Origin of the sequence: Actinomadura scrupuli, from assembly GCF_050971785.1 — a bacterium.
Lineage (GTDB): Bacteria > Actinomycetota > Actinomycetes > Streptosporangiales > Streptosporangiaceae > Actinomadura_E > Actinomadura_E scrupuli.
This window is the reverse complement of sequence record NZ_JBPCCU010000002.1, coordinates 522,337-544,435: the sequence shown is the minus strand read 5'-3', so window position 1 is coordinate 544,435 and position 22,099 is coordinate 522,337. Positions and strand designations below refer to the sequence as shown.

20 protein-coding genes are annotated in these 22,099 nt (G+C 70.2%); 8 read left to right on the top strand and 12 right to left on the bottom strand.

The features are described 5' to 3' along the window. Nucleotides 1-169: 169 nt before the first annotated feature. A complete protein-coding gene (locus tag ACRYCC_RS10180) occupies nucleotides 170-1,474 on the bottom strand; it encodes a hypothetical protein (protein WP_433810641.1) in 1,305 nt (434 codons plus the stop codon). Nucleotides 1,475-1,864: 390 nt separating this feature from the next. Here ACRYCC_RS10180 and ACRYCC_RS10175 point away from each other — a divergent pair, with 390 nt between their 5' ends. Continuing rightward, nucleotides 1,865-2,044 (top strand): hypothetical protein, encoded by a 180-nt coding sequence (locus ACRYCC_RS10175; RefSeq protein WP_433810639.1) that lies wholly within the window; start codon nucleotides 1,865-1,867, stop codon nucleotides 2,042-2,044. Next, on the top strand, nucleotides 2,041-3,108 hold the full coding sequence (locus tag ACRYCC_RS10170; RefSeq protein ID WP_433810637.1) for a hypothetical protein: 1,068 nt from the start codon (nucleotides 2,041-2,043) through the stop codon (nucleotides 3,106-3,108). Before ACRYCC_RS10175 ends, ACRYCC_RS10170 begins: the two co-directional genes overlap by 4 nt. Before the next feature lie 55 nt (nucleotides 3,109-3,163). On the opposite strand, the gene ACRYCC_RS10165 is transcribed toward ACRYCC_RS10170, so the two are convergent. Continuing rightward, nucleotides 3,164-3,910, bottom strand: coding sequence for a PaaX family transcriptional regulator (locus ACRYCC_RS10165; RefSeq protein ID WP_433810635.1), 747 nt, complete (start codon nucleotides 3,908-3,910; stop codon nucleotides 3,164-3,166). Nucleotides 3,911-3,920: 10 nt separating this feature from the next. Here ACRYCC_RS10165 and ACRYCC_RS10160 point away from each other — a divergent pair, with 10 nt between their 5' ends. Beyond that, nucleotides 3,921-4,151 (top strand): hypothetical protein, encoded by a 231-nt coding sequence (locus ACRYCC_RS10160; protein ID WP_433810633.1) that lies wholly within the window; start codon nucleotides 3,921-3,923, stop codon nucleotides 4,149-4,151. Between the two features lie 99 nt (nucleotides 4,152-4,250). On the opposite strand, the gene ACRYCC_RS10155 is transcribed toward ACRYCC_RS10160, so the two are convergent. Both ACRYCC_RS10155 and ACRYCC_RS10150 read right to left on the bottom strand, forming a co-directional pair. Further along, nucleotides 4,251-5,510 carry a beta-ketoacyl-[acyl-carrier-protein] synthase family protein gene (locus ACRYCC_RS10155; RefSeq protein ID WP_433810631.1) on the bottom strand — a complete coding sequence of 420 codons (1,260 nt, stop codon included), beginning with the start codon at nucleotides 5,508-5,510 and terminating at the stop codon, nucleotides 4,251-4,253. Between the two features lie 251 nt (nucleotides 5,511-5,761). Then, entirely contained in the window at nucleotides 5,762-6,787 is a 1,026-nt protein-coding gene (locus ACRYCC_RS10150) for a M36 family metallopeptidase (RefSeq protein WP_433810629.1), read from the bottom strand. A 268-nt stretch (nucleotides 6,788-7,055) separates the two neighbouring features. Here ACRYCC_RS10150 and ACRYCC_RS10145 point away from each other — a divergent pair, with 268 nt between their 5' ends. Continuing rightward, the gene (locus ACRYCC_RS10145) at nucleotides 7,056-7,484 is read left to right on the top strand and encodes a hypothetical protein (RefSeq protein ID WP_433810627.1); all 429 of its coding nucleotides are present in this window, start codon (nucleotides 7,056-7,058) and stop codon (nucleotides 7,482-7,484) included. A 196-nt stretch (nucleotides 7,485-7,680) separates the two neighbouring features. On the opposite strand, the gene ACRYCC_RS10140 is transcribed toward ACRYCC_RS10145, so the two are convergent. Continuing rightward, nucleotides 7,681-8,688 carry a COG1361 family protein gene (locus ACRYCC_RS10140; protein ID WP_433810625.1) on the bottom strand — a complete coding sequence of 336 codons (1,008 nt, stop codon included), beginning with the start codon at nucleotides 8,686-8,688 and terminating at the stop codon, nucleotides 7,681-7,683. Nucleotides 8,689-8,707: 19 nt separating this feature from the next. Then, nucleotides 8,708-9,229 carry a hypothetical protein gene (locus tag ACRYCC_RS10135; protein ID WP_433810623.1) on the bottom strand — a complete coding sequence of 174 codons (522 nt, stop codon included), beginning with the start codon at nucleotides 9,227-9,229 and terminating at the stop codon, nucleotides 8,708-8,710. A gap of 769 nt (nucleotides 9,230-9,998) precedes the next feature. On the opposite strand from ACRYCC_RS10135, the gene ACRYCC_RS10130 reads away from it, so the two are divergent. Continuing rightward, nucleotides 9,999-11,258 carry a nucleotide sugar dehydrogenase gene (locus tag ACRYCC_RS10130; RefSeq protein ID WP_433810621.1) on the top strand — a complete coding sequence of 420 codons (1,260 nt, stop codon included), beginning with the start codon at nucleotides 9,999-10,001 and terminating at the stop codon, nucleotides 11,256-11,258. A gap of 20 nt (nucleotides 11,259-11,278) precedes the next feature. On the opposite strand, the gene ACRYCC_RS10125 is transcribed toward ACRYCC_RS10130, so the two are convergent. Together ACRYCC_RS10125 and ACRYCC_RS10120 are read right to left on the bottom strand one after the other, a co-directional pair. Further along, nucleotides 11,279-12,301 carry an MraY family glycosyltransferase gene (locus ACRYCC_RS10125; protein WP_433810620.1) on the bottom strand — a complete coding sequence of 341 codons (1,023 nt, stop codon included), beginning with the start codon at nucleotides 12,299-12,301 and terminating at the stop codon, nucleotides 11,279-11,281. A 2-nt stretch (nucleotides 12,302-12,303) separates the two neighbouring features. Then, nucleotides 12,304-13,314, bottom strand: a complete 1,011-nt coding sequence (locus ACRYCC_RS10120; RefSeq protein WP_433810618.1) for an NAD-dependent epimerase/dehydratase family protein — start codon at nucleotides 13,312-13,314, stop codon at nucleotides 12,304-12,306. A 189-nt stretch (nucleotides 13,315-13,503) separates the two neighbouring features. Here ACRYCC_RS10120 and ACRYCC_RS10115 point away from each other — a divergent pair, with 189 nt between their 5' ends. The 3 genes from ACRYCC_RS10115 to ACRYCC_RS10105 are packed head-to-tail and all read left to right on the top strand — an operon-like array spanning nucleotide 13,504 to nucleotide 16,609. Further along, entirely contained in the window at nucleotides 13,504-14,826 is a 1,323-nt protein-coding gene (locus tag ACRYCC_RS10115; RefSeq protein WP_433810616.1) for an O-antigen ligase family protein, read from the top strand. Beyond that, complete coding sequence (locus ACRYCC_RS10110; protein ID WP_433810615.1) at nucleotides 14,819-15,670, top strand: class I SAM-dependent methyltransferase; 852 nt, start codon at nucleotides 14,819-14,821, stop codon at nucleotides 15,668-15,670. Before ACRYCC_RS10115 ends, ACRYCC_RS10110 begins: the two co-directional genes overlap by 8 nt. Nucleotides 15,671-15,706: 36 nt before the next feature. Further along, nucleotides 15,707-16,609, top strand: a complete 903-nt coding sequence (locus tag ACRYCC_RS10105) for a glycosyltransferase family 2 protein (protein WP_433810613.1) — start codon at nucleotides 15,707-15,709, stop codon at nucleotides 16,607-16,609. Here the strand turns inward: ACRYCC_RS10105 and ACRYCC_RS10100 are convergent. The 4 genes from ACRYCC_RS10100 to ACRYCC_RS10085 are packed head-to-tail and all read right to left on the bottom strand — an operon-like array spanning nucleotide 16,559 to nucleotide 22,042. Then, nucleotides 16,559-17,914, bottom strand: a complete 1,356-nt coding sequence (locus tag ACRYCC_RS10100; protein ID WP_433810611.1) for a lipopolysaccharide biosynthesis protein — start codon at nucleotides 17,912-17,914, stop codon at nucleotides 16,559-16,561. The genes ACRYCC_RS10105 and ACRYCC_RS10100 overlap by 51 nt on opposite strands. Further along, nucleotides 17,911-19,059, bottom strand: a complete 1,149-nt coding sequence (locus ACRYCC_RS10095; protein ID WP_433810610.1) for a glycosyltransferase — start codon at nucleotides 19,057-19,059, stop codon at nucleotides 17,911-17,913. The genes ACRYCC_RS10100 and ACRYCC_RS10095 overlap by 4 nt, the downstream gene beginning before the upstream one ends. Beyond that, complete coding sequence (gene asnB, locus ACRYCC_RS10090; RefSeq protein ID WP_433810608.1) at nucleotides 19,044-20,957, bottom strand: asparagine synthase (glutamine-hydrolyzing); 1,914 nt, start codon at nucleotides 20,955-20,957, stop codon at nucleotides 19,044-19,046. Before asnB ends, ACRYCC_RS10095 begins: the two co-directional genes overlap by 16 nt. Beyond that, the gene (locus ACRYCC_RS10085; protein WP_433810606.1) at nucleotides 20,945-22,042 is read right to left on the bottom strand and encodes a glycosyltransferase; all 1,098 of its coding nucleotides are present in this window, start codon (nucleotides 22,040-22,042) and stop codon (nucleotides 20,945-20,947) included. The genes asnB and ACRYCC_RS10085 overlap by 13 nt, the downstream gene beginning before the upstream one ends. Between the last annotated feature and the right edge of the window lie 57 nt (nucleotides 22,043-22,099).

The following is a 22,099-nucleotide window of genomic DNA, read 5'->3' as shown; positions in this document are numbered from 1 at the left end:
ACGTTTCGCAGCACGGCAGGGACGAGCCGGATGCCGGCGGCGCTGATGAGGATCTGCCGGGCACCGATGCGCTGCTCGACCGGATCGCGCAGCGACGCCGGGGCCGAGCGGAGCGGTGGCGGTCAGCATGGTCGCCACCGCTCGCAGCGGTCGACATGGATTGCCGGTGTCAGGGGTTGGCGGGTTCGATGAAGATGGTCTCGCTCATGACGGTATTACCGAGGGTGGCGGTGAGAGTGGCCGCCTGGAAATCCGCAACCTCGGTAGTCGTGACGGTGAACGTCGCCGAACTCTGGCCGGCCGGGATGACCACTTCGGCCGGGACCTGCAACACAGGGTTGTCGCTCTCCAGCTTGATGACGAGATCCTGGCTTGTCGCGGTGCCCAGATTGACCGTCGCCTCGAATGTTTGACCACCGGTGAGCGGCCAGGGGATCCCCTCGAAGGACTGCTTCAAGCCTGGCAGAACGTGAATCTGGTGAGTACGTGTGCTGACACCTTCGATGGTCGCGGTCAGGGTGACCATGGCATCGATGTCGCTGGTGGCATAGATCTCGAAATCGGCACCTGTCCAACCTTCCGGAAGGGCTACCGGCTCCGAGGTTATGACCTTTGAGTTGTCCGAGGTGAGCGAGACCTTCACTCCTCCGTGCGGCACAGGGTTGGGCAGCTCGACTCTCATCTGGTAGTAAAAGCCACCGCCGTACATGGATTCGGGACCGCTCAGGGTCCACGCCCCCGGGTCGTAGGTCCACGCGCGCAGGTTGAGCGTGGCCGTCAACATCTGGCCGGGAAGTTTTGCCGTGATCGTCACAACAACGTCCTCGGGAACCCGGGTGCTCTTGCCGAACCCGCCGGATATCCCCGAACCGCCTTGCCGAATGGTGACCGACTTAGGCACCTGGACGGCGGTGTTGTCGCTCTCGAGCGTGACCACGGTGCCGCCTTCGGGCGCGTTGCCGTTCAGGCCGATGTCGAGGGAGAAACCATCGCCGCTGATGAGGCTTGTCGTACCGGTACCGTTTCCGAAGCCGATACGCCTCAGCCCCGGCTGCAGCGTGAGTGTCCGTGTGACCGTGTTCGCGTTCAGCGACGCCGTGATCGGCACGGTGAAACCAGCGTCGATGTAGTCCGGCTGAAATGTCTGGACGTCGAAGCCGGCCTCCGCCTTTCCTGCGGGGACCGTCACCGTCGCTGGCACGCCCACCCAGGACGCGTCGCCGGACGTCAACGTCACGGTGGTCGCACGCCGCGATGCACAACTGAGGCGTACGGTCCCGCTTGTGCGCGCACCTGAGTGAATGCGCTCCGCAGGAAGCGACAGACCTGAAAGTAGCGGTTTCCCGTGGCACTGCGACGACTTGGCCGCCGGCCGACCCTCGGCATTCGCCGGCATAGCCAGATTCGCGCTGCCGATGACGACGGCGGCAGCGATGCCACATATCGCCGCCATCCTTTTATTGACCTGACCCATTCACGCTCCATCTGATCACTACGCGTCCACTCGAACACATTCAGTGATCGAGAGCGGCAGGTCCCTGCACGGCAACGAAAACCTGTGAAAGCAAAGACCGACCCATGCCGCTAAATGATCATAACCAGACACCACTATTCGCACCACAACAAACCCGCCCTCTGGCTACGAAGAAATACAACCTCTACCGAACGACGTACTGGGCACATAGTGCGTGATACATATCGGACCTGGGCCAAGACGGAGAGTCATCGGATCAGTACGCAGGTTGTGCCGCACGACCTGGTTGAGAACGCCGCGATTGTGTACTGTCACCCGTACAGTTACACGAACATCAATGTTCATATACCCGCGACCGGACGGCAGATTCCCGTGCCAGGAGCCGCCACCATGGCCGACCACGTGATCCGTACGACCAGCGAACGGGCGGCCACGACCGCGTCCGGACGCCAGGTCGGCCGGCGGCTGGGGGCGCGTCCGCCGCTGACGACCGCACCGGTACAGGCAGCACACGCCGCAGTCATGACCAAGCCGTCCATGCTCGTCCTCGCCCCAGGGAGAACCAGATGAGATCAGCCGTGCCTCTCCGGATCGCCGCCGTCCTGACCGTCATCGCCACCGCCGGTCTGTTCGCCGGCGGTCCGGCCACAGCCGCCGAGCCGCGCCCGCTCCAGGCCGCGCCCACCCCGTGGCTGTGGCCGCGCAGTGGGCTGGAGGCCGTCTCGGCCACCGGCCCGAACGATGTCTGGGCGGCCGGCTACCAGGGCTATCAGGGCATCGACTGGTCGGTCCCGGGCTGGGGCGCCGGCACCATCCACGTCGTGCCGCCGAAGGCGATGGTGGTCCGCTGGAACGGCACGTCCTGGAACACCTACGATCTCCCGGGCACCAGCGGGGACGCCGTGGCCCAGGAGATCGACGCCGTCTCTCCGGACAACGTGTGGGTGACGGGCACGCTGTATCCCCACGACAGCAGCAAGAGCGCGCCTTACGTCGCCCACTGGGACGGCACCCGATGGCAGCAGGTGCCCGGGCCGGGCGGCTGCCGGCCACAGCGCCCGGCGGCCGACTCCACCGGCGCGTGGTTCTCCTGCGCCCCGGGCCTCTTCCGGTGGCAGAACGGGCAATGGACCAAGCAGGACGCTGGCGCCCCGGACGCCTGCTGCATCGGCGTCGATCAGATCTCGGTGGTCTCCGACGACTCGGCCTGGGCCGCCTCCACCTGGGGCCTCCTGCATTGGGACGGACACGGCTGGAGCACGATCCCCGGCTTCGACGGCGTGAACTGGACGCGCGTCACGGCATTCACCGACACCGACGTGTGGGCCACGGGCCGTAAGTGGACCGGCAGCAGCACCGTGCAGGTCTCCGTGCGCTGGGATGGCCGGACTTGGCAGGAATTCCCCACCACACCCTCCAACGAGCGGCTGATCCGCACCGGCGACGGCACTATGTGGGCCCTGCAGTCCTTCTGGGGCGAGCTCTACCGGCTGGAGGGCGGAGCCTGGACCAGGGTGTCCCTCCCCGTCCCGAGCGGCGGCCACGTCACGGGCGGCACTCCCGTCCCGGGCAGCCCGGCCCTGTGGCTCGTCGGCAAGACCCCCAACGTCCCGGTGGTGATCAACAACCGCTGACCCGCGCCGCAGCCCGGCAGGCGTTCGCGGATCGGCCCGTCATCGGTCTCGGGTGTCATCGGCCGTGCGGGCCGAGGCCCGCATGGGTGTGGTGCCGGACGAGCGGGGCCAGCTCGGACGAGAAACGCGCGACGATCTGCCGGACGCGTGTCTCGGCGAGCGGGCCCAGCGAGTCGTACAGCTCGGCGAAGATCTCGTGCGCGCGCCGACGGGGCCAGTCCGCCGGAAGCAGCTCGTCGGGCAACCTGGGGTCGACGCTGGGGAAGTGCATCCAGTCGTACATGAGCTCGGTGCGGGCCAGCAGGGCCTCCGCCGCGCCGACGGCCCCTTCTCGCACGCGTCCGACCAGCGCCTCCCATTCGGCGATGAACTCGTCGTACCCGGATCTGATGCTGTCGAGATCCCACGCGTCGAGCGGAGCGACCCCCTGCGGAATGCCCGGCAGGACCTGGGCGGTCATGACGGCGTAGGTCCGTATCCGTAGCTCGGAGAGGTACGACCCGGCCTCCTCCTCCATCCCATGGGGTGAGATCCAGACCCCCTCGAACAGGGGCGCGAAGCCGAGCCACCGCAGCCGCGCGCGGACCGTGCGCCGGACATTCCGCTGGTCCTCGGACATCGAGAAGATCACCATGCGCCACAGCCCGTCCCACGGAGGGGAGCTGTTGCCGAACAGGATGGCGCGCCGGGTCGCGTGGCTGAGCCGCATCTCCTCCGGCACCCGGCGCGACAGTCCGTAGCCGGTGCGCCGGCCCGTCTTCGACGATTCGAGCACGCCCCTGCGCGCCAGCCGGTTGAGCACCGCGCGGGCGATGGACGACTGGCAGCGGCTCCCCTCCGGCCTGCCGGCCTTCATGGGCAACCTCGACGTCGGCCACTTCGCCACCTACGACCAGCCCAACGGCGGGGAGTTCGGCCGTGTCGGCTCAGCCTGGCTCAAGTGGCACCTCAAGGGCGACGCCACCGCCAAGAGCCTGTTCGTCGGGCCGGCCTGCGGCCTGTGCGGCACAGAGTGGGACGTCATGCGGAAGAACCTGGGCTGAGGCCCGGTGCACACCGATCCCAGCGGCCACCCACCCGGACTCCGGCGAACCGGGCCGGGTGAGGTGGCCGGCGCGCCTCCTCCCGCAGGACGACCGGCCTCAGCCCTGAACGCCTCCCCGCTCTCGTGCGCTCGTGGAGGCGGTGGTGAAGGCCAGCGACGCGTTGTGGCCGCCGAAGCCGAAGGAGTTGGCCACCGCCGCCTCCCACCGGCCATGGCGCGGCCGCCCGGTGACGATGTCGAGCTTGACCGCGGGGTCCAGGTCGTCCAGGTTCAGGGTGGCGGGGATCACCCCGTCGCGGAGGGCGAGGATCGTGGCGACCGCGCCCATCGCCCCGGCGGCCCCGCACAGGTGCCCGGTCATCGACTTGATGGCGGTGACCGCCGGATGCGTCCCCAGCGCCTCGGTGATCGAACCGGCCTCGGTCAGGTCGCCGGTCGGGGTCGAGGTGGCATGGGCGTTCACGTGCCCGACGTCGACCGGGTCCAGCCCCGCCGAGGCCAGGGCCAGCCGCATCGCGCGCACCTGCCCGGCCGCGTCGGCGGAAGTGATGTGATGGGCGTCGGAGGTGGTGCCCGCCCCGGCCAGCGTGGCGTGCACCCGGGCGCCCCGGGCCGCGGCGAATCCCTCCCGTTCCAGGACTACCACGGCGGCCCCCTCGCCGAGCACGAACCCGTCGCGCCCGGTGTCGAAGGGCCGGGAGGCCTCGTGCGGGGCGTCGTTGCGCTTGGACAGCGCTCTGGCCTGGGCGAACCCGGCAAGGGTCAGGGAGTGCACGCACGCCTCGGCGCCGCCTGCGATCACCACGTCGGCGCGGCCGAGGCGGATCAGGTCCAGCCCCATCGCGATCGCCTCGGATCCGGAGGCGCAGGCGCTCACCGGGGTGTGGGCGCCGCCGCGGGCGCCGAGCTCGATGCTGACCACGGCCGCGGGTCCGTTGGGCATGAGCATGGGGACCGTGTACGGCGAGACCTTCCGCGCCCCGGACGCCTCGAGCAGGTCGTCCTGGGCGAGCGTGGTCAGCACTCCGCCGACACCGGTGCCGATGACCACCGCCAGGCGCTCGGGCTCGACGTCGGGGGCCCCGGCGTCCTCCCATGCCTCCCGTGCGGCGACGAGGGCCACCTGCTGGCAGCGGTCCAGCCGCCGGGCCTTCACCCGGCCCAGCACCTCGGCGGGGTCCACCCGCAGCCGTCCGGCGATCCGCACGGGCAGGCCCTCCGCCCAGTCCTCCTCGATCAGGGTGATGCCGGATCGCCCTTCCAGCAGGCCGGCCCACGTGGAGACCACATCCCCGCCCAGTGGCGTGGTGGCCCCGAGCCCGGTGACCGAGGCGCCCGCCTTCATGCCGTCTCCCATCAACAACCCCTTCATCCCCGCGTACGCCGCTCCATGGCCGATGCCACCGGAGTGCTGAGGCACCACGCTGCCAGGCCGCACGCGCCCCGGCAGGTGGCCTGATCAACGAAAATGACCGAGGAGATTTGTCGGCCCCGTCACGATCGTGACGGGGCCGCACGGAAGATGGCGTCTGTCCCGAGTTGATCCGACGCCCGCTTCCGGGTTCGGCCGCGGCCGGCCGGGTGCCGTTCCGAACGAGAACCGCCAGGTCAGAGGATGCCGCGGTCGGCGAACGCCGCTCGGGTGGCCTGCGCCGCCTGGGTGCCGTACAGGCGCTGGGCGGCGGCCACGGTGGCCTGTGCGGCGGCACGGAAGGAGGTGTCGGGCGCGAAGTCGAACTGGGCGTCGATGATCAGCGTACCGGCCTTGGTGTCGCCGAGCCGCAGCCGGATGTCCCACAGCGCCCGCGACCAGATCTCTCCGTCGGCGTGCACCTCGCCGCGGACGTCCTCCGGGTAGTGCTTGGTGCCGTCCAGCCGTCGCAGGCAGTGCGGCGTGGTGCCGGTGTAGGAGACCGAGTCCCAGTCGGCGACACACGCCTCGGGGGTCCTCGCCGGAGTTCCGGCGGCCCAGCTGGTGACCGCGACCGCCAGGTAGTCGCCGAACGCCTCACCGATGGAGCCGGATTCCAGGTTCGTGCCGAACCCGGGCACCTGCCCGTCCTGCACCGAGTGGCCGTACTCGTGCACGATCACCTCTGCGTCCTCGGCGTCGTCCACCCCTCCCTTACCGAGGGTGATGTTCGCCTTGTCATCCCGGAAGAAGGAGTTGTCTCCGCCGTACTGGTTGATCCGCAGCTCGATCTGCCGCTGGTTGACCGGCCGCAGCGTGGAGCCGAACCCCAGGTGCTGCAGGTAGTGCTGGGCGGTGGTCACCCAGTAGTAGCCCATCACCTGTTCGAACTGGTCGGCGTCACGGTGGTAGGCGGGGAAGTCACCGTTGACGACCTGCGCGGCCTTGCCCGTCTCGCTCTTGACCACGACGTAGCGTCCGGCCAGCGACCCCGACCCGTCCAGATCGGTGAGGACCACCTTGCGGTAGGCCGGTTGCAGCGCGGCGTAGTCGGCGTCCTTGAGATCGGTGAGCGTCTGGTCTCCGAGTTGCTGGACCGGGTTGGGGTAGAAGACCGTCCCGGCGGCGGTGTCATCGGAGGCGACGGCCGAGGCGGCGGTCGCCGTGCCCATCAAGGGGAACGTGAGCGCGGCCGTCAGCATGACGTGTCGTAGCGTACGCATGAGCCGCAGCGTACGGCCGGTTTGTCCGGGTTAATAGGTCGGCTGCCCGCGGAGTTCAACGCTGTCCATCCCTGCCCGCCAGAGCCGGTCGACTCTGGCGAAGATTGTCCTGGCGCGGCGGGCCTCGGCGGTTCACGATGTCCCTGGCGTACGGGCCCGTCCCCACGGGCCGAGACCGCGTTCGCACCGCGGGTCGCGGCCCCTCGGCGGGCGGATAGGCCCAGGTCAACGCGGGATGCCCGGGCCGCAGCGGCTAAAGTGCCGTCCCATGCGTTCCGCTGATGCCCGGCCCGCCGGTGGCCACCCGTACTCCCCCGCGTTCTGCCCCGGCGGTCACCGGCTCACCGCCGGACGGGTGGACGTCGGCTGGCTCCCGTGCCAGTGCGGCCCGGCGCTGGCCGGCCGGCGCGGGCACACCACACGGCGGTGCCGCGCATGCCAGGACGACGGCTGGACCACCCTCGCGTTCACCCCCGAGCACCTGCGGACCGCGGCCGATCTCGAGTACGAACTGTCGTCCATGCACGACGCGCTTCCCCGCGCCCGGCAAGGCCTCGACGCGCATCCCGATCCCGGACCCGCGAGGGAAAGGGCCGCCGCCTACCTCTCCGCGCTCACCCGGGGCATCGCCGAGAAGGAGGCGATCGCCGCGGTGCGCCACCTCCGGCCCGGCAGGGGAACACCTTCCGGCAGGTGAGCCGAAGGCGCCGGGGATCGCGGGCGCTCCCCGCCGCGTACGGCTCGCGCCTCGTTCCGGGCATGAGATCCCGGAGCCGAAGCGACCCACGACGTCCGCCGGGAACCCTCCCCCCGGGACCGGCGGACGTTCGCGGGTCGCCTCACCCTGAAGGCGTTCCATCCCGTTCCATCGCGTTCCACCGGCCGCACCGGCTTCACGGGCGCGAGCCGGAGCCCCGGTTCCCCAGGAATCTGACCGCCAGGAGGACGCAGAGGGCCGCGACGATGACGAGGGCCGCCAGCCCGTAGTAGTTCGTGCCCGTCTCCGCCTTGACCGCGTCCGCCGTTCCCATGGTGATCGGGAACGTGATGGTCGCTTCGGCGGTGCGCCTGGTCAGCCCGCTCTCCAGCCGGAGGCGGGCACGCCACGGCCCGTTCGGCACCTGCTCGCCGAGCACCACGGTGACGGGCCGGGAGTCGCCGGGAAGGAGCGTCGTACCGGACTGGACCTTGAACGGGCCCGCGCGCAGGCTCCCGGGGCCGTGCGTCAGCCTCATGTCGCCCGCCAGGTCGAGAGCCCGGCCGCCGGTGTTGTGCACCTGCGCCTCGACGATCTGCTGTCCGCCGGGCGAGCGCTGGGGTGTGATCGAGTCGATGGTGAAGTCCGAGGGGGGCGGGTTTCCGCGGCCGACGGAGAGGTAGACGCGGACGCCGACCCGGTTCACCTCGGCGACGCCTCCGCCGCGCGGTGCCGGCGCGGCCGTCTCGGCCCAGATCACCGCGTACCGCTCGCCGGGGGCGGCGTCGTCCGGAACGGTGATGGTCGTCATGACCATCGAGCGGGCGTGCGGACCCAGCGTGAGCTCACGGTGGCTCATGGCGGTCCAGGTGGACAACTCGTCGGGCGTGCGACCGGGGGCGAACTGGAACTTCCCGCCGCGGATCTCTCCCGCGGCCGGGTAGAGGGACAGGTGCCTGGGCGAGCCCGTCGTGTTGGACACCTCGACCCTGCGATGGATCACCGAACCGGGTGCGAGATGGTCGATGATGTAGCGCCACGCCCGCGAGTCGGCTCGTGCCTTGACCGGCGCGTCGACGAGGCGAATCTGGATGCCGTTCCGGGGCGACCGGTCCGCCGCCAGGGCGGGCCCGCCGGTCGCGTCGGCGGCCGGGGCGAGAACCCCGGCCACCAGTAGCGCCAGAACGATGGGACGAGGACTCACGTTGTCGTCGTGGTCCCGGCTAGGCGACCGAGTGGGTGACGGTGCCGTTGTACGTGCCCGCGACGGTCCCGGACGGGATGTTCACCGTGAGAGTCGGGTTCCAGGTCGCAGAGTTGTCGCCCGCGAGCGCGGTGCCGGTGAACGCGACGCGCGGCACGTTGATGATGCCGCCCGGACCGGAGGTGAACGTCCCGGTGCCCGTCGTGCCGGTGGCCCCGCCCGGCGAATAGGTGAGGTTGATGTTCGGGATGGTCTCGGGGGGCGTGGCCCCGCCGGTGGTGAAGTCGGTGCCGGTGACGGTCGCGGTCCAGGAGCCGTTCAGGGTGCCCCGATCGTCGTTCACCGTGACGGGACCGATCGGCCCGTTGATGCTGGTGGCACCGGATACCACCGAGCCGAGGTTCACCGGTCCCGGCGCGCTGATCGCAAGCGCACCGGCCGTGATCGAGAACGTGACGTTGGTGTCCGCGGCCGACGCGGGAAGAGCGGTCGCGCCGGCGAGTCCGAGGCCGGCGGCCAGCACGAAAAGAGGTCTACGCATTTTTTGATCCAATGTTCACGCGGATATGAGAGGCGATGCGGAACTTGAACGCCTGACTCAGGAATCAAGACTCTTGTATGCCGACCGCCTCGCCGCAAATAGTATCCCTGTGCAATGCCTTCGGCCTCTAATGGCACGCTATGCATACGTTCACCGAAACGCCATCCACGCACATTGAAATGACAAGGGGAGCAGGCCAGAAAAGGCCAAGTCCGGAAATGGGGCCTTCCCGCCGACAAGGCGGCCCTTCGTCGCCGACTACTCGGCAAAGCTCACATTTCCGGGTGGTGGAGTGGGGGTGCTCCAGCCGGCGGGGCGACCGGCGGCCAGGGGTGCTCGTGACGCCCCCACGACGTCACGAGCACCCCACCCGGGCCTGGCGTCGTCGGCAGACCCTCAACCGGGTGACCATCGGAGCCCACAGACGGTCACCCACCGTCACCTCCTACCCCACATTCCCGCACCAAAGCACGGGACCCGCAGAGGCCCAGGACAACGGCATACCAGGATGATCCAAATACCCCCCGTTCCCGGGCGATGGCCGGAAGCACGGGCGTGGCCGACCGGCATGACACCCGCGGCGGACGGCGGCACGGCCCGCGAGGACCCGCCGTACGGGACGCCCAGAGTATTCAATTAGCTTTAGGGAGCATTTACCGTTCCGCAGGATTATGCGGCCAAGCCTGCGCTATATCTGGGATCCAGAATTCGGACGGCGGGCTGCCGGCATGTATTCGTGGCCGCGCCTTTCAGGTGAACGGGGACATCGATGATGAGGCGGCTGGTCGTCGTCGGCCAAGGATACGTCGGACTGCCCCTGGCCCTGCGAGCGGTGGAGGCCGGTTTCCATGTGGTGGGCCTGGAGATCGACGAACTGAGGGTGAAGCGGCTCAGCGCCGGCGAGTCCTATGTCGAGGACATTCACCAGGATCGGTTACTCGCGGCGCTCAAGACCGGCCGCTACCTTCCGAGCTGCGACTACGGCGACGCGGCGGGGTTCGACATCTGCGTCATCACGGTGCCCACGCCCCTCCGCGAAGGGATCCCGGATCTCAGCTACGTGGAGAGCGCCGGGCAGTCCATCGGCGCGCATCTGCGGCCGGGATGCCTGGTGATCCTGGAATCCACGACCTATCCGGGAACGACCGAGGAGGTGCTGCTCCCGCTGCTGGAGGAGCGCAGCCGTCTGCGCGCGCCCGGCGACTTCCATCTGGGCTACAGCCCGGAACGCATCGATCCGGGTAACGGGCTCTGGCATCTGGAGAACACCCCGAAGATCGTTTCTGGACTGGACGACGCCTCGCTCGCCGCCGTGCAGGAGTTCTACGCCCAGATCGTCGACAAGCCGGTGCCGGTCTCGTCACTCAAGATCGCCGAGCTGACCAAGTTGCTGGAGAACACGTTCCGGCACGTCAACATCGCGTTGATCAATGAATTCGCGGTCTTCGCCGAGCAGCTCGGCGTCGACATCTGGGAGACCGTCGACATGGCGGCCACGAAGCCGTACGGCTATCTGCCCTTCTATCCCGGTCCGGGGGTCGGCGGGCACTGCCTGCCGATCGACCCGTCGTACCTCTCCTGGCGGGTGAAGCTGGCCCTGGGCAGGAACTTCCGCTTCGTCGAGCTTGCCAACGACATCAACGACCACATGCCCGATCACGTGGTGCACCGGGTGACGGTGGGCCTGAACCTCCGGTCCAAGCCGGTCAACGGCAGCCGGGTGCTGCTTCTCGGCCTGGCGTACAAGAAGAACACCGGTGACCTGCGCGAGTCACCGGCACTCGCCGTCGCCGAGGCGCTGCGCAAGCTGGGAGCGGACGTGCGAGCGGTCGACCCGCACGTGGAACCGTTGCGGGTCCCGCAGGGCATCGGACTCGTTCATCTGGAGGAGCACGAGCTGCGGGCCGCGGACGCGGTGGTGGTTCTCGCGGATCACGATGACTTCGACTTCGAGCTGGTCCAGCGGGCGAGCCGGTACGTCTTCGACACGCGCAACCGGTGCCGTGGTGCCGCCGTCGAGCGTCTGTGAGCGACCCCGGCTGCGGGCGGTCAGGACGGGCTCTTGTCCGGCAGTGCGTACGCCGAGACCTTCAGCAGCAGCCAGATCAGCGTGGCCGCGATGGTGAGGGCTCCGGTGAGCGTGCGCAGGCCGGACAGATGCTCCTCGACGACGAGCACGCCGCACAGGCACGACGCGGCGGTGCAGACGAAGAACGTCATCGTCACCTGGCCGGTGCTCCATCCCAGCCGCCGCAGGCGATGTGACACGTGGTCGGTGCCGCCGGTCGACCAGGAGCGCCCCGCCCGGCGCCGTGAGATGAGGACGAGGCAAGTGTCGACGGTGGCGATGAAGGTGACCAGCAGAAGCTCGGCGGCCCGGGCCACCCCACCGCTGGGCACGTGGATGAGGACCGCCGTCGAGGAGATGACGAAGCCGATGAACAGTGAACCGGCGTCGCCCATGAACATGCGCGCCGGCACCCAGTTGTGGATGAGGAAACCGAGGCATCCGGCGGACAGCGCCAGGAGCAGCAGCGTGAGCCCGGCCTGACCGGCCAGGTACGCGACCCCCGCCAGGAAGCCGGCCGTCACGAACCCCACGGTGGAGGCCGCGCCGTCCATGTTGTCGAGGAGGTTGAACGAGTTGGTGAGCACCACGATCCAGACGACCGTCAGCACCGGATCCACCCAGTTGCCGGCCACCGCGATGCGTCCGCCGACGAGGACCACCGCGGTCGCGGCGCAGCCTTCGACCAGCAGCCGCGTCCTCGGGTCCAGGGGTTTGATGTCGTCGACCAGGCCGAGCAGGGCGACGGCCGCGCTCGCGACGATGACCACGCCGATGCGCACGTCCCAGTGCGGGACGAGGGCGGAGGCCGGGAGCAGCGTCCCGACGGCGATCGCGATACCGCCGAGGTAGGGCGTCGGTCGCGCGTGCACCTTCTTGTGCAGGTCGGGACGGTCGGTGAAGCCCCGCCGTAACGCGAGCGGACGCAGTGCCGCGCTCAGCACGTCTGCGAGCAGCAGCGCCGCGAGAACCGCGCCCGCCACCGCCATGATGGAGATCGGCATGGCTACGGCGAGACCAGGTCGGGGTACTTTTCCAGGTCGTGCCGCGCCTGGGCGACGGCATCGCACAGCACGTCGTCGAGCGACCGCCGCGGCGCCCACCCGGTCAGGGCGCGCAGCTTGCGGGTCTCGGGCACCCTGCGCTGCATGTCCTCGAACTCCGGCCCGTAGGCCTCCTCGTACGGAACCATCCGGATCGGGGAGTCGCTCTCGCACCGGGCCCTGATCGTCTCGGCCAGGTCGCGCATGCTGATCTCGTGGGACGACCCGATGTTGAAGGTCTGCCCGACCGCCGCGTCCTCGTCCAGGAGCCGCAGCAGCGCGTCCACGACGTCCGCGACGTGCGCGAAGCAGCGGGTCTGGCGGCCGTCGCCGAAGACCGTCATCGGTTCGTCGCGGAGGGCCTGCCGGACCAGCCGCGGGATGACCATGCCGTAGGCGGGGCTCTGCCGGGAGCCGACGGTGTTGAACAGGCGGACCACGATGGTCGGCAGCCCGCGCTCGCGGTGGTAGCAGCCGGCCAGGATCTCGTCGACGGCCTTGGCCGTGCTGTAGGCCCAGCGGACGATGCCTGGGCTGCCGAGGATCCGGTCCGCTCCCTCGTCCAAGGGGCCGGAGGAGTTCTTCCCGTAGATCTCGGACGTGCTGGTCACCAGGATCTTGCGGCGGTAGCGGTGCGCCGCCTCGATCACGACCTGCGAGCCGCGGATGTTGGTGGTCAGTGACTTGAGAGGCTGCTCGATGACGAGCTTCACCCCGACGGCGGCCGCCATGTGGATCACGACATCGCACTGGTGCACGAGTTCGTCGACCATGAGCTCGTCCAGCACGGACCCGTGCACGAAACGGAAGTTCGGGAACGTACGGGCGTTCTCGAGGTTGGACGGTCGTCCCGTCGAGAGGGTGTCCAGGGCGATGACCGAGTCACCGCGGGCCAGTAGGCCGTCGACGAGATGCGAGCCGATGAAGCCGGCTCCCCCCGTGACCAGGTACCTCGTCGTAGTCCTGCCTTGCATGACACGCCTCCCAAGATCCATCGTGATCGTCGCAAGGATGCACTACTCTGCGTAGTCATTCAACGACACAAGGCTAGAGATCATTGATAAAAACGCTGGTCATAGGGCCACACGAGGAAAGAAATCATCTGGGTAGGTGATCAAAGAATCGGTGTGCCCGTGGGCAGCGCGGCAATGGAGCGTGAACGCATGACCGCTGGTGGCCCGAGGACGGCCGAGATCTTACGGCCGACGCTGATCCGGGGCGCACCGGTGGTGCTCGTCACGGCCTCCGCCGTCCTCACGTACCTGCTGCTGCGCCACGACACGCGGACCTTGCTGTCGGCCGCCGCGCTGGTCCTCGTGCTGCTCACCGTGCGCAGGCCGGCGACGGCACTGCCCATGCTGATCCCGCTGGCGTTCGTGAGCGCGGTGTACGCCGAGGCCGCGTTCGCCGTCCCCGCGATCGCCGCCGCGCTGCTGCTGTCGATGGCGTTCCGGGTCGCGGCCGGGTCGCTCCCGATCCGGTCGGCGCACATCTGGATCGGCGTGCTGGCCGCGGTGCTGCTCGCCGGCCGGCTGGCCCCCGCGAGCGGGATCCCCGGGCAGGTCGCCCAGGACGCCGACCTCATCGGGGTGCTCGCCGGCCTCGGGCTGCTCGCGGTCGCGGCGGCCACTCCCCCGCGTCCACGGACGGTCGCGTGCCTGATCGCGGTGACGGGGGCGGTGGCGGCCGGGTACGTGCTCGTGGCCGGCGAGCACCTGGACGGCCGGCTCGAAGGGCTCGGCTTCAACCCCAACTACCTGGGCGCGGTCCTCGCACTGCCCCTCGTCGCCTCGGCCGGCCTCCTGCGCCACCACCGCAACCCGGTCTGGCTCGTCCCCGGCGCGGTGTGCCTGTTCGCGATGGCCCAGACCCAGTCGCGCGCGGCGTTCATCGCCGCGACCATGGGCACGGCGATCATTCTGCTGCAGGGCCGCACGGTCCGGGTCCAGGCGTCGGTCATGCTGACCGCCGTCGTCGCCGTCGCGCTGCTGCCCGCCGCTCTCGGGACGGCCGAGCACTTCGCGACCGGCGACCGGCGGTCCGCCGAGCTGGCGTCCAACAGCGAGGTCAGGGCACGCGCGGCGGAGTTCGCCGCGCGCGTCGCCGTGGAGCACCCGGTCCGCGGCATCGGGTACGGAAGGTTCTCCGCCTATGCCGCGAGCTCGCCGCGTTTCGGGCTCTACATGGCCACGCACAACGACTACCTGCGACTGGCCGCCGAGACGGGGGCCGTCGCGCTGATCGCCTTCCTGGCCCTGCTGCTGCTCGGCACCTGGGGCCGGCGGTCGGGCGACCTCGCGGTGCTGCGGGCGGTGGTGGTCACCCACGCCGTGGGCCTGGTCTTCGCCAACCTCCTGTCCAACATGACCGCCAGCCTGCCGTTCTGGCTGTCGCTGGGCTGCCTGCTGGCCGCAGCCCCGAGCTCCGGCGTCCAGGGCGGCGATCAGATCGCGTCACTCACAAGGAAGGTCACAACAGATGCTTGACAGCCAAGCCGAGATCCGCAGCGGCGACCGGTTCGCGTTCGGCGACAACTGGCGCGCGTTCGTCGACCTCGTCGACGAGACGAGGATCGAGGCCGCCACCGGCTCGCTCGTCGGCCCGCTGGGCACCGACGACCTGTCCGGACGTACGTTCCTCGACGTCGGGTGCGGAAGCGGGCTCTTCTCCCTGATCGCGCACCGGCTGGGCGCGCAGGTCCGCTCCTTCGACTTCGACCGCGAATCCGTCGAGGCGACCACCGAGCTGCGGCGCCGGTTCGCCCCGGGCGCCGACTGGACCATCGAGCAGGGCTCCATCCTCGACCGCCCGTTCATCGAGAAACTCGGCACGTTCGACATCGTCTACAGCTGGGGCGTGCTGCACCACACCGGGGATCTGTGGGGGGCGTTGGACACCGTGTCCGGCCTGGTGGCTCCGGGGGGCCGGCTGTTCATCTCCATCTACAACGACCAGGGTCTCGAGAGCCGGATCTGGCGCAGCGTCAAACACCGTTACAACCGGTCCGGCCCGATGATGCGCCAGGTCCTCGTGGCCGGCAGCACCGCCTACCTCGCGCGGCGATGGCCGTTGCGCAAGCTCGTCCGGCTGGTCCGCGGCGAGCAGGGCGTGCCGACCCCGCCGCCGCGGGCGCGCGGCATGTCCGCCAAGCACGACCTGGTCGACTGGGTCGGCGGATACCCGTTCGAGGTGGCCAAGCCCGAGGAGGTGTTCACCTTCCTACACGCCCGGGGCCACGAGCTGCGCCATCTGCGCACCTGCGGCGGGGGGCTGGGCTGCAACGAGTACGTCTTCGAGCGCACGACCTCGTCCCCGCCCGCGATGACGTAGCGTGGAGATCCGGCTACGGTCCGCTAGCCTGCTGTCATGATTGCTTCGGTGGTGACCGCCACGTACAACCGCGCCGCCACCCTGCCGGCGTTGTCGGCCAGCATCGAGACGCAGGGGATCGATCTCGAGTGGGTCGTGGTGGACGACGGCTCCACCGATGAGACCCCCGAGGTCATGGCCGGCCTGGCCGCCCGCGCGCCCTTCCCGGTCCGCTACCTCAGGCGGCCGCACCGGGGAAAGCACGTGGCGCTGAACCACGGCATCCCGGTCGCGCACGGTGAGATGCTCGCCCTGATCGACTCCGACGACGAACTGCTCCCTGGCGGGCTGGCCCGGCTGCTCGATCACTGGCACCGGATTCCCGCCGCGCGAAGGGAGCAGTTCGTCGGGGTCACCGGCCGCGGCATCGACGACACCGGCCAGGTGATCGGCAATGCCTTTCCCGGCCCGGTGCCGGTCGAATGCCGGTGGCACGACGCGGTGTACGTCCACCGGGCGAGCGGCGACCGGTGCGGGATCCTGCGCGCGGACGTCCTGCGCGAGCACCCGTTCCCCGAGCCGGACCACCGCTGGTTCGTGCTCGAGGGCACGGTCTGGCGCCAGATCGGCCGGCGCTATCTGACCCGCTACGTCGATGATCCGGTGCTGGCCGTCCACACCGCCGGCGCGGACCGCATCAGCCGGCGGCCGTTCACCGAGATCGCCGCCGCCGTACGCGAGTACTACGCCCTGGTGATCTCGCAGGACCTGCGCTGGTTCCGGCACGCTCCGGCGTGCTTCCTCGGCTCCGCGGTGCAGTACGCCCGCGCGAGCCTGCACGAGCGGGTCCCGCTGTCGGAGCAGGCCGCCGAGCTGCCCGTGCTCTCCCGCGCGCTGTGGGCCGGTGCGCTACCGCTGGGCGCCGCTCTCTGGCTGCTCGACCAGCGGCGGCCCGGCTGATCCGGCCGAGCGCGACGATGCCCGCCAGCCCGCCCAGGTGTCGGCGAAGTACCGGAGCTCCGCACGCCCCGGTACGAGCCGCCGGACCGGCGTCCCGGTGGCCTTCCGGAACCACAGGACGTACAGCCCGGCCAGCGCGCAGTAGCTGACGCTGGAGGCCACGGCACATCCCATGATCCCGTACCTCGGGATCAGCAGCAGGTTCAGCGCCACGTTGACCACCAGGGCGACGACCGCCGTACCCGACCTCAGCACGGGCCGATTGAGCCGGAGCAGGAACGCACTGATCATCCGGGTGAGGCTGAGAGCGATCAGGCCGGGGGCCAACCCGAGCAGCGGGCCCACGCTGGCGCCGAACGCCGCGCCGTAGACGACCGGGATCAGCAGGGGCGCCGCCGCGCACATCAGGCCGGTGGAACCGACGGCGAGGAGCACGTTGAGACGCGTGATCCGTGCGGTCAGCGCGGCGGCGATGTCATGGTCACCGTCCATCTGCTCGGAGAGGATCACCTGCGCGATGGCGTCCGCGCCCACCCTGGTCAGCTCCACCAGCGTCACCGCGACGGCGTACAGACCCACCGCGGCGGCCGGGGCGAACGCGTTGAGGATCAGGATGTCGGCGCGCAGCAGCAGGAACAGCGAGGTGCTGCCGATGTGATAGCGCAGCCCGATGCCGAGGGCGCGGCGGGCGAGGGCGAGGTCGCGGTCGCGGAGGCGGGGCCGGACGGCGGGGATGAGGACGGCCAGCGGCACGGCCGCCGACAGCGTCCACAACCCGACGACCGACCCGAGCGTCGGGTGCCCCAGCGCGGCCAGGACCAGCAGCAGCACGCAGGGGACGCAGACCGCCAGCACCCCGCTCCAGTTGACCGCCTCGATGCGTTCGCGCAGCACGAGCACCGTGTTGAGATAGAAGACGGTCAGATTGCACGGGATCGCCAGCAGGGCCAGCGCCAGCATGCCGTACCCCGGCACCGGCACGATGCCGGGACCCAGCGCCACCACCGCGATCGCGCTGGCGGCAGCGGCGAGAGTGCCCGCCACCACCCCGAAGAGAAGACTGTTGGTGGCGATGGCCGCGAAGTCGCGGGCGCGGGCGTTCGCCCACAGCGAGGTGTGCGAGGCGTCGATCGACAGGTGCCCGAGGGTGACCGCCGTCGCCGCGATGGTGACGAGCACGGCATAGCCTCCCCGGCCCTGCGGCCCCAGCGTCCGGGCGATCACGATGGCCATGACGCCGCTGACGGCGAACCGGACGGCGGACGTCAGCATGGTGTGCGCCACCTTGCGGAGCCGGACGCTCATCGCGGCGCTGTCCGGTAGACCGCCTCGTGCCTCGCGGCGCAGGAGCCGATGCTGAGGTGTTCGGCGGCGCGCCGGCCCGCGGCCCCCATCTCCTCCCGCAGCCGGGGATCAGCGGTGAGCCGGGCGATCGCGCTCGCCAGTTCGTCCGGTGCGTGCGCCGGGACGAGCAGCCCGGTCACGCCGTCCACGACGATCTCCGGGGTGCCGCCCACCGCCGTGGCGATCACCGGCAACCCGGCCGCCATCGCCTCCAGGACGGCGTTGGGCAGCCCCTCCTCGTGCGAGGGCAGCACGGCGAACTGGTAGTGGCGCAGCAACCGGACCGCGACCGGCACCGTACCGGCGAACGCGACCACCCGCTCCAGGCCCCGCTCCTCGACCAGTGCGGTGAGGCGCTCCCGCTCCGGGCCCTCCCCGATGAAGCACATCTCAGGTGGGGCCGCCAGCATGCCCAGCGCCTCGACCAGATCGGCGTGGCCCTTGTAGGAGATGAGGTTGGCGACGACCACTCCCCGGGCAGGCTGCCGGCCGGCCTCGGCCACGGCGGGCGGGATGCCGACGCCGTTGGGGATCACGACGATCCGGCCGGCCGGGACGCCCTCGCGTGCCTGCAGATCACGAGCACCCGCGTGCGAGTTGCAGACGTAGACCGAGGAGCAGCGATGACCCAGGAGGTCGCGCAGTCTGCGCTGCAGGCCGGTCGGGGTCGCGGGGGGCATCCCACGGCGGCCGTTGACCCGGACCGGGACGCCGGCCGCCAGGGCCAGTGGCAGCACCAGCGTGTAGCACGTGAAGCCGAACGCATGACACACGTCGGCGCGCAGGCTCCTGAGGTGGCGCCAAATCGCCAGCAGTTCCCGCGCCTCCCCCAGGAGGGCACGCGGCGACCGCCAGCCGGCGTCGTCGCGGAGCCGCAGGCCGCTGTGCGCGAAGATCCGCGCCGGGGTCCCCTGCGAACGCAGCTCCGACTCCAGCGGGCCCCCGCGCGAGATGGCGACCACGTGCACGTCGTGCCCGCGTTCTCGCAGATCGGCGGCCAGCTTGACCAGCTGGGTCTCGGTGCCGCCGATGCGCAGCGAACCGACCACCAGCACGATCCGCAACGGGCGTCCCGCGCCGCCGGAGCCCGTCACGAAAGCTGCCATCCCTTGCCGCACTCGTCCGGCAGCAGGGAACCGGTGTGGTGGTCGTCGATGAAGATGCGGTGCCACAGCTCGAACTGGACCAGGGCCCAGATGCGCGAGCCGTGGTCGTGCCCGTCGGCGTGCTGGCGGAGCAGCTCGGTGACGGCCTCCGTCCGGAACAGGCCGCGTGATCTCGCGGTCCGGTCGGTCAGGACGTCCCAGGACAGCTCACGCAGCTCGGTCCGCAGCCACGCCGCCAGCGGCACGCCGAAGCCCATCTTCGGGCGTTTGATCAGCTCGGTGGGCAGCCACTCCGCGACCGCCTTCTTCAGCAGGTACTTCGTCGTGCCCGGCCGCACCTTCAGCCCGATCGGGAGGCCGGCGGCCCACTCCATGAGGTGGTGGTCGAGGAACGGGGAGCGGGCCTCCAGCGAGTTGGCCATGGTGGTGATGTCCGCCTTCACCAGCAGGTCACCGGGCAGGTAGGTGTTCACCTCGGCGTCCATGATGGCGCCGACGTAGGAGTCGGCACGGGAGCCGGCGATCGCCTCGTCGATGAGGTGATAGCTGTCCACTCCCGAGAGCCGCTCGCGCAGCGCGTCGGAATAGACGGCGTGCCGCTGCTCCGGGGTGAAGTACGACATGAGCCGCGCGTACCGGCGCGGTGCGGGCTGCCCGACCAGCTCGACCAGCCGGCCGAACCTGCGCAGCGCCGACTGCGAGGAGCTGTGCGCCACCAGCGCCGCGCCGAACCGGTCGAGCCGGGGCCGGATGACCGGGATCCGGGCCAGCCGGGCCATCGCCTGGTACCGCCGGTAACCGCCGAAGCACTCGTCTCCGCCGTCGCCGTTCAGCACGACCGTCACATGCTCACGGCTCAGCTGCGCGACGTAGAAGCTCGGGATCGCCGAGGAGTCCGCGAAGGGCTCGTCGAAATGCCATGCCAGTGTGGGCAGCAGGCCGAGCGCGGAGGGGTTGACCACCATCTCGTGGTGATCGGTGTCGTAGCGCTCGGCGACCATGCGCGCGAAGCGCCGCTCGTCGTACGCCTGCGCCTCGAAGCCGATGCTGAAGGTCTTGACGCGCCCGCTCGCCTGACGGGCCATCGCCGCGACGATCGCCGACGAGTCGATTCCGCCGGACAGGAAGGCCCCCAGGGGGCGTTCGCTGACCATGCGGACCCGGGTGGCGTCCAGGAGCAGCGCCCGGAGCTGCTCGGCGGCCTCTTCCTCACCGACGTCCTGGCGAGGAGTGCTGTCCAGGCGCCAGTAGCGGCGCAGTTCGACGGCGCCGTCCCGCCACGACAGCAGGTGCCCCGGCGGCAGCTTGTAGATGCCGCGGTAGATCGACCAGGGGGCCGGGACGTACTGATAGGTCAGGTAGTGGTCGAGGGCCTCGATGTCCACTTCGCGGCGTACGGCCGGGTCCTGGATCAGTGACTTCAGCTCGGAGCCGAACGACAGCGACTCGTCGTCAGAGCGCCAGTACAGCGGCTTCTTGCCCACCCGGTCACGCGCGAGGAGCAGCCGCCGGCTCTTGTCGTCCCAGATGGCGAAGGCGAACATGCCGCGGAGCCGGTGCACCAGCTCCTCGCCGAACTCCTCGTACAGGTGGACGAGGCATTCGGTGTCACCGGCGGTCGTGAAGCGGTGCCCCCGGCGGCGCAGTTCCTCCCGCAGCTCGGCGAAGTTGTAGATCTCGCCGTTGAAGACCGCGGCGACCGTGCGGTCCTCGTTGTAGACGGGCTGGTCCCCGCCCGCCACGTCGATGATGGCGAGCCGGCGCATGCCGAGCGCCGCGTGCTCGGAGTCGTGGAAGCCCATGCCGTCCGGTCCGCGGTGCACGATCACCCCGCACATCCGGTGGACGAGGTCCGTGTCGACGAGGCCCGTGGACACGATGCCCGCTATTCCGCACATCGCGCCTCCAGGAGCTCGCGGTAGATACGGACGTGGTGGTCGACCATGGTGCCGACGGCCAGGTGGGCGCGGCTCCAGGCACGCGCCTCCCGGGCGAGCCCCGCGGCGAACTCCGGGTCGGTCAGCACCCGCCACAGCCCGTCGGCCAGCGCCCCGGGATCGGCCGGCGGCACCAGCACCCCACGCCCCCGCAGCAGCTCCCCGGTCCCGCCGACGTCGGTGGCCACGACGGGCCGTCCCGCCGCCATCGCCTCCATGACCGCGTTGCTCATGCCCTCGTGCAGGGAGGGCAGGACGAAGGCGTCGGCCCGCGCCAGCAGCGCCTGCACGTCGGTCCGGGCACCGAGGAAGCGGACGTCGACGCCTAGCCGCCCTGCCAGCTTCTCCAGGGCCGGGCGCTCGGGCCCGTGGCCGACCAGCACCAGCGTGGTCATCAGCCCCCGCTGCTGGAGGCGCGCGATGCCCTCCAGCAGGAACCGGTGGCCCTTGTTGGCCTTGAGGTTGGCGACGCACAGCACGACGGGCGATTCGGTGACGATCGGAGTCGGCTCCACCGGATCGAAGGCCGAGTCGGGAAGCCCGTTGTAGACCACCGAGATCTTCTCTGGTGAGACCTTCTCGCGGCACCGTGTGTTCTCGGCGACGGCCCGGGCGTTGGCGATCAGCAGATCGGTCGCCCGGGTCGCGAAGCGCTCCACCATCAGGAACACCCGGTGGCCCTCGGCGAACTCGCCCAGGCTGCGGCGGCCCGCGACGAGCACGGGGACGCCGGCCAGGCGGGCCGCCGGGGCGGCGGGGACGTAGCTGTGGAACAGGAAGGCGTGCAGGACGTCCGGCCGCATCCGGCGCAGGTACGCCACCAGCCTGCAGAAGGCGCCGACGTTGGCCGCCGGCATCCACCAGCGGGCCTTGAGGTTCCGGAATCCGAGCCGGACGACCGGGATCCCGGCCTCGCGCAGGGCCTCTTCACCCGGCCCGCCGTGGAACATCACCAGGACGGTCGTCTCCACTCCGCGTTCGCGCAGGCCGCGCGCGAGCAGGACGATCTGCTTCTCGGTACCCCCGAGGCCGAGCTGACCGATCATCAGGCATACTCGCGTAGGCCGTATATCCGGCTTATTCCGCTCGGCGACCGAGCGGAC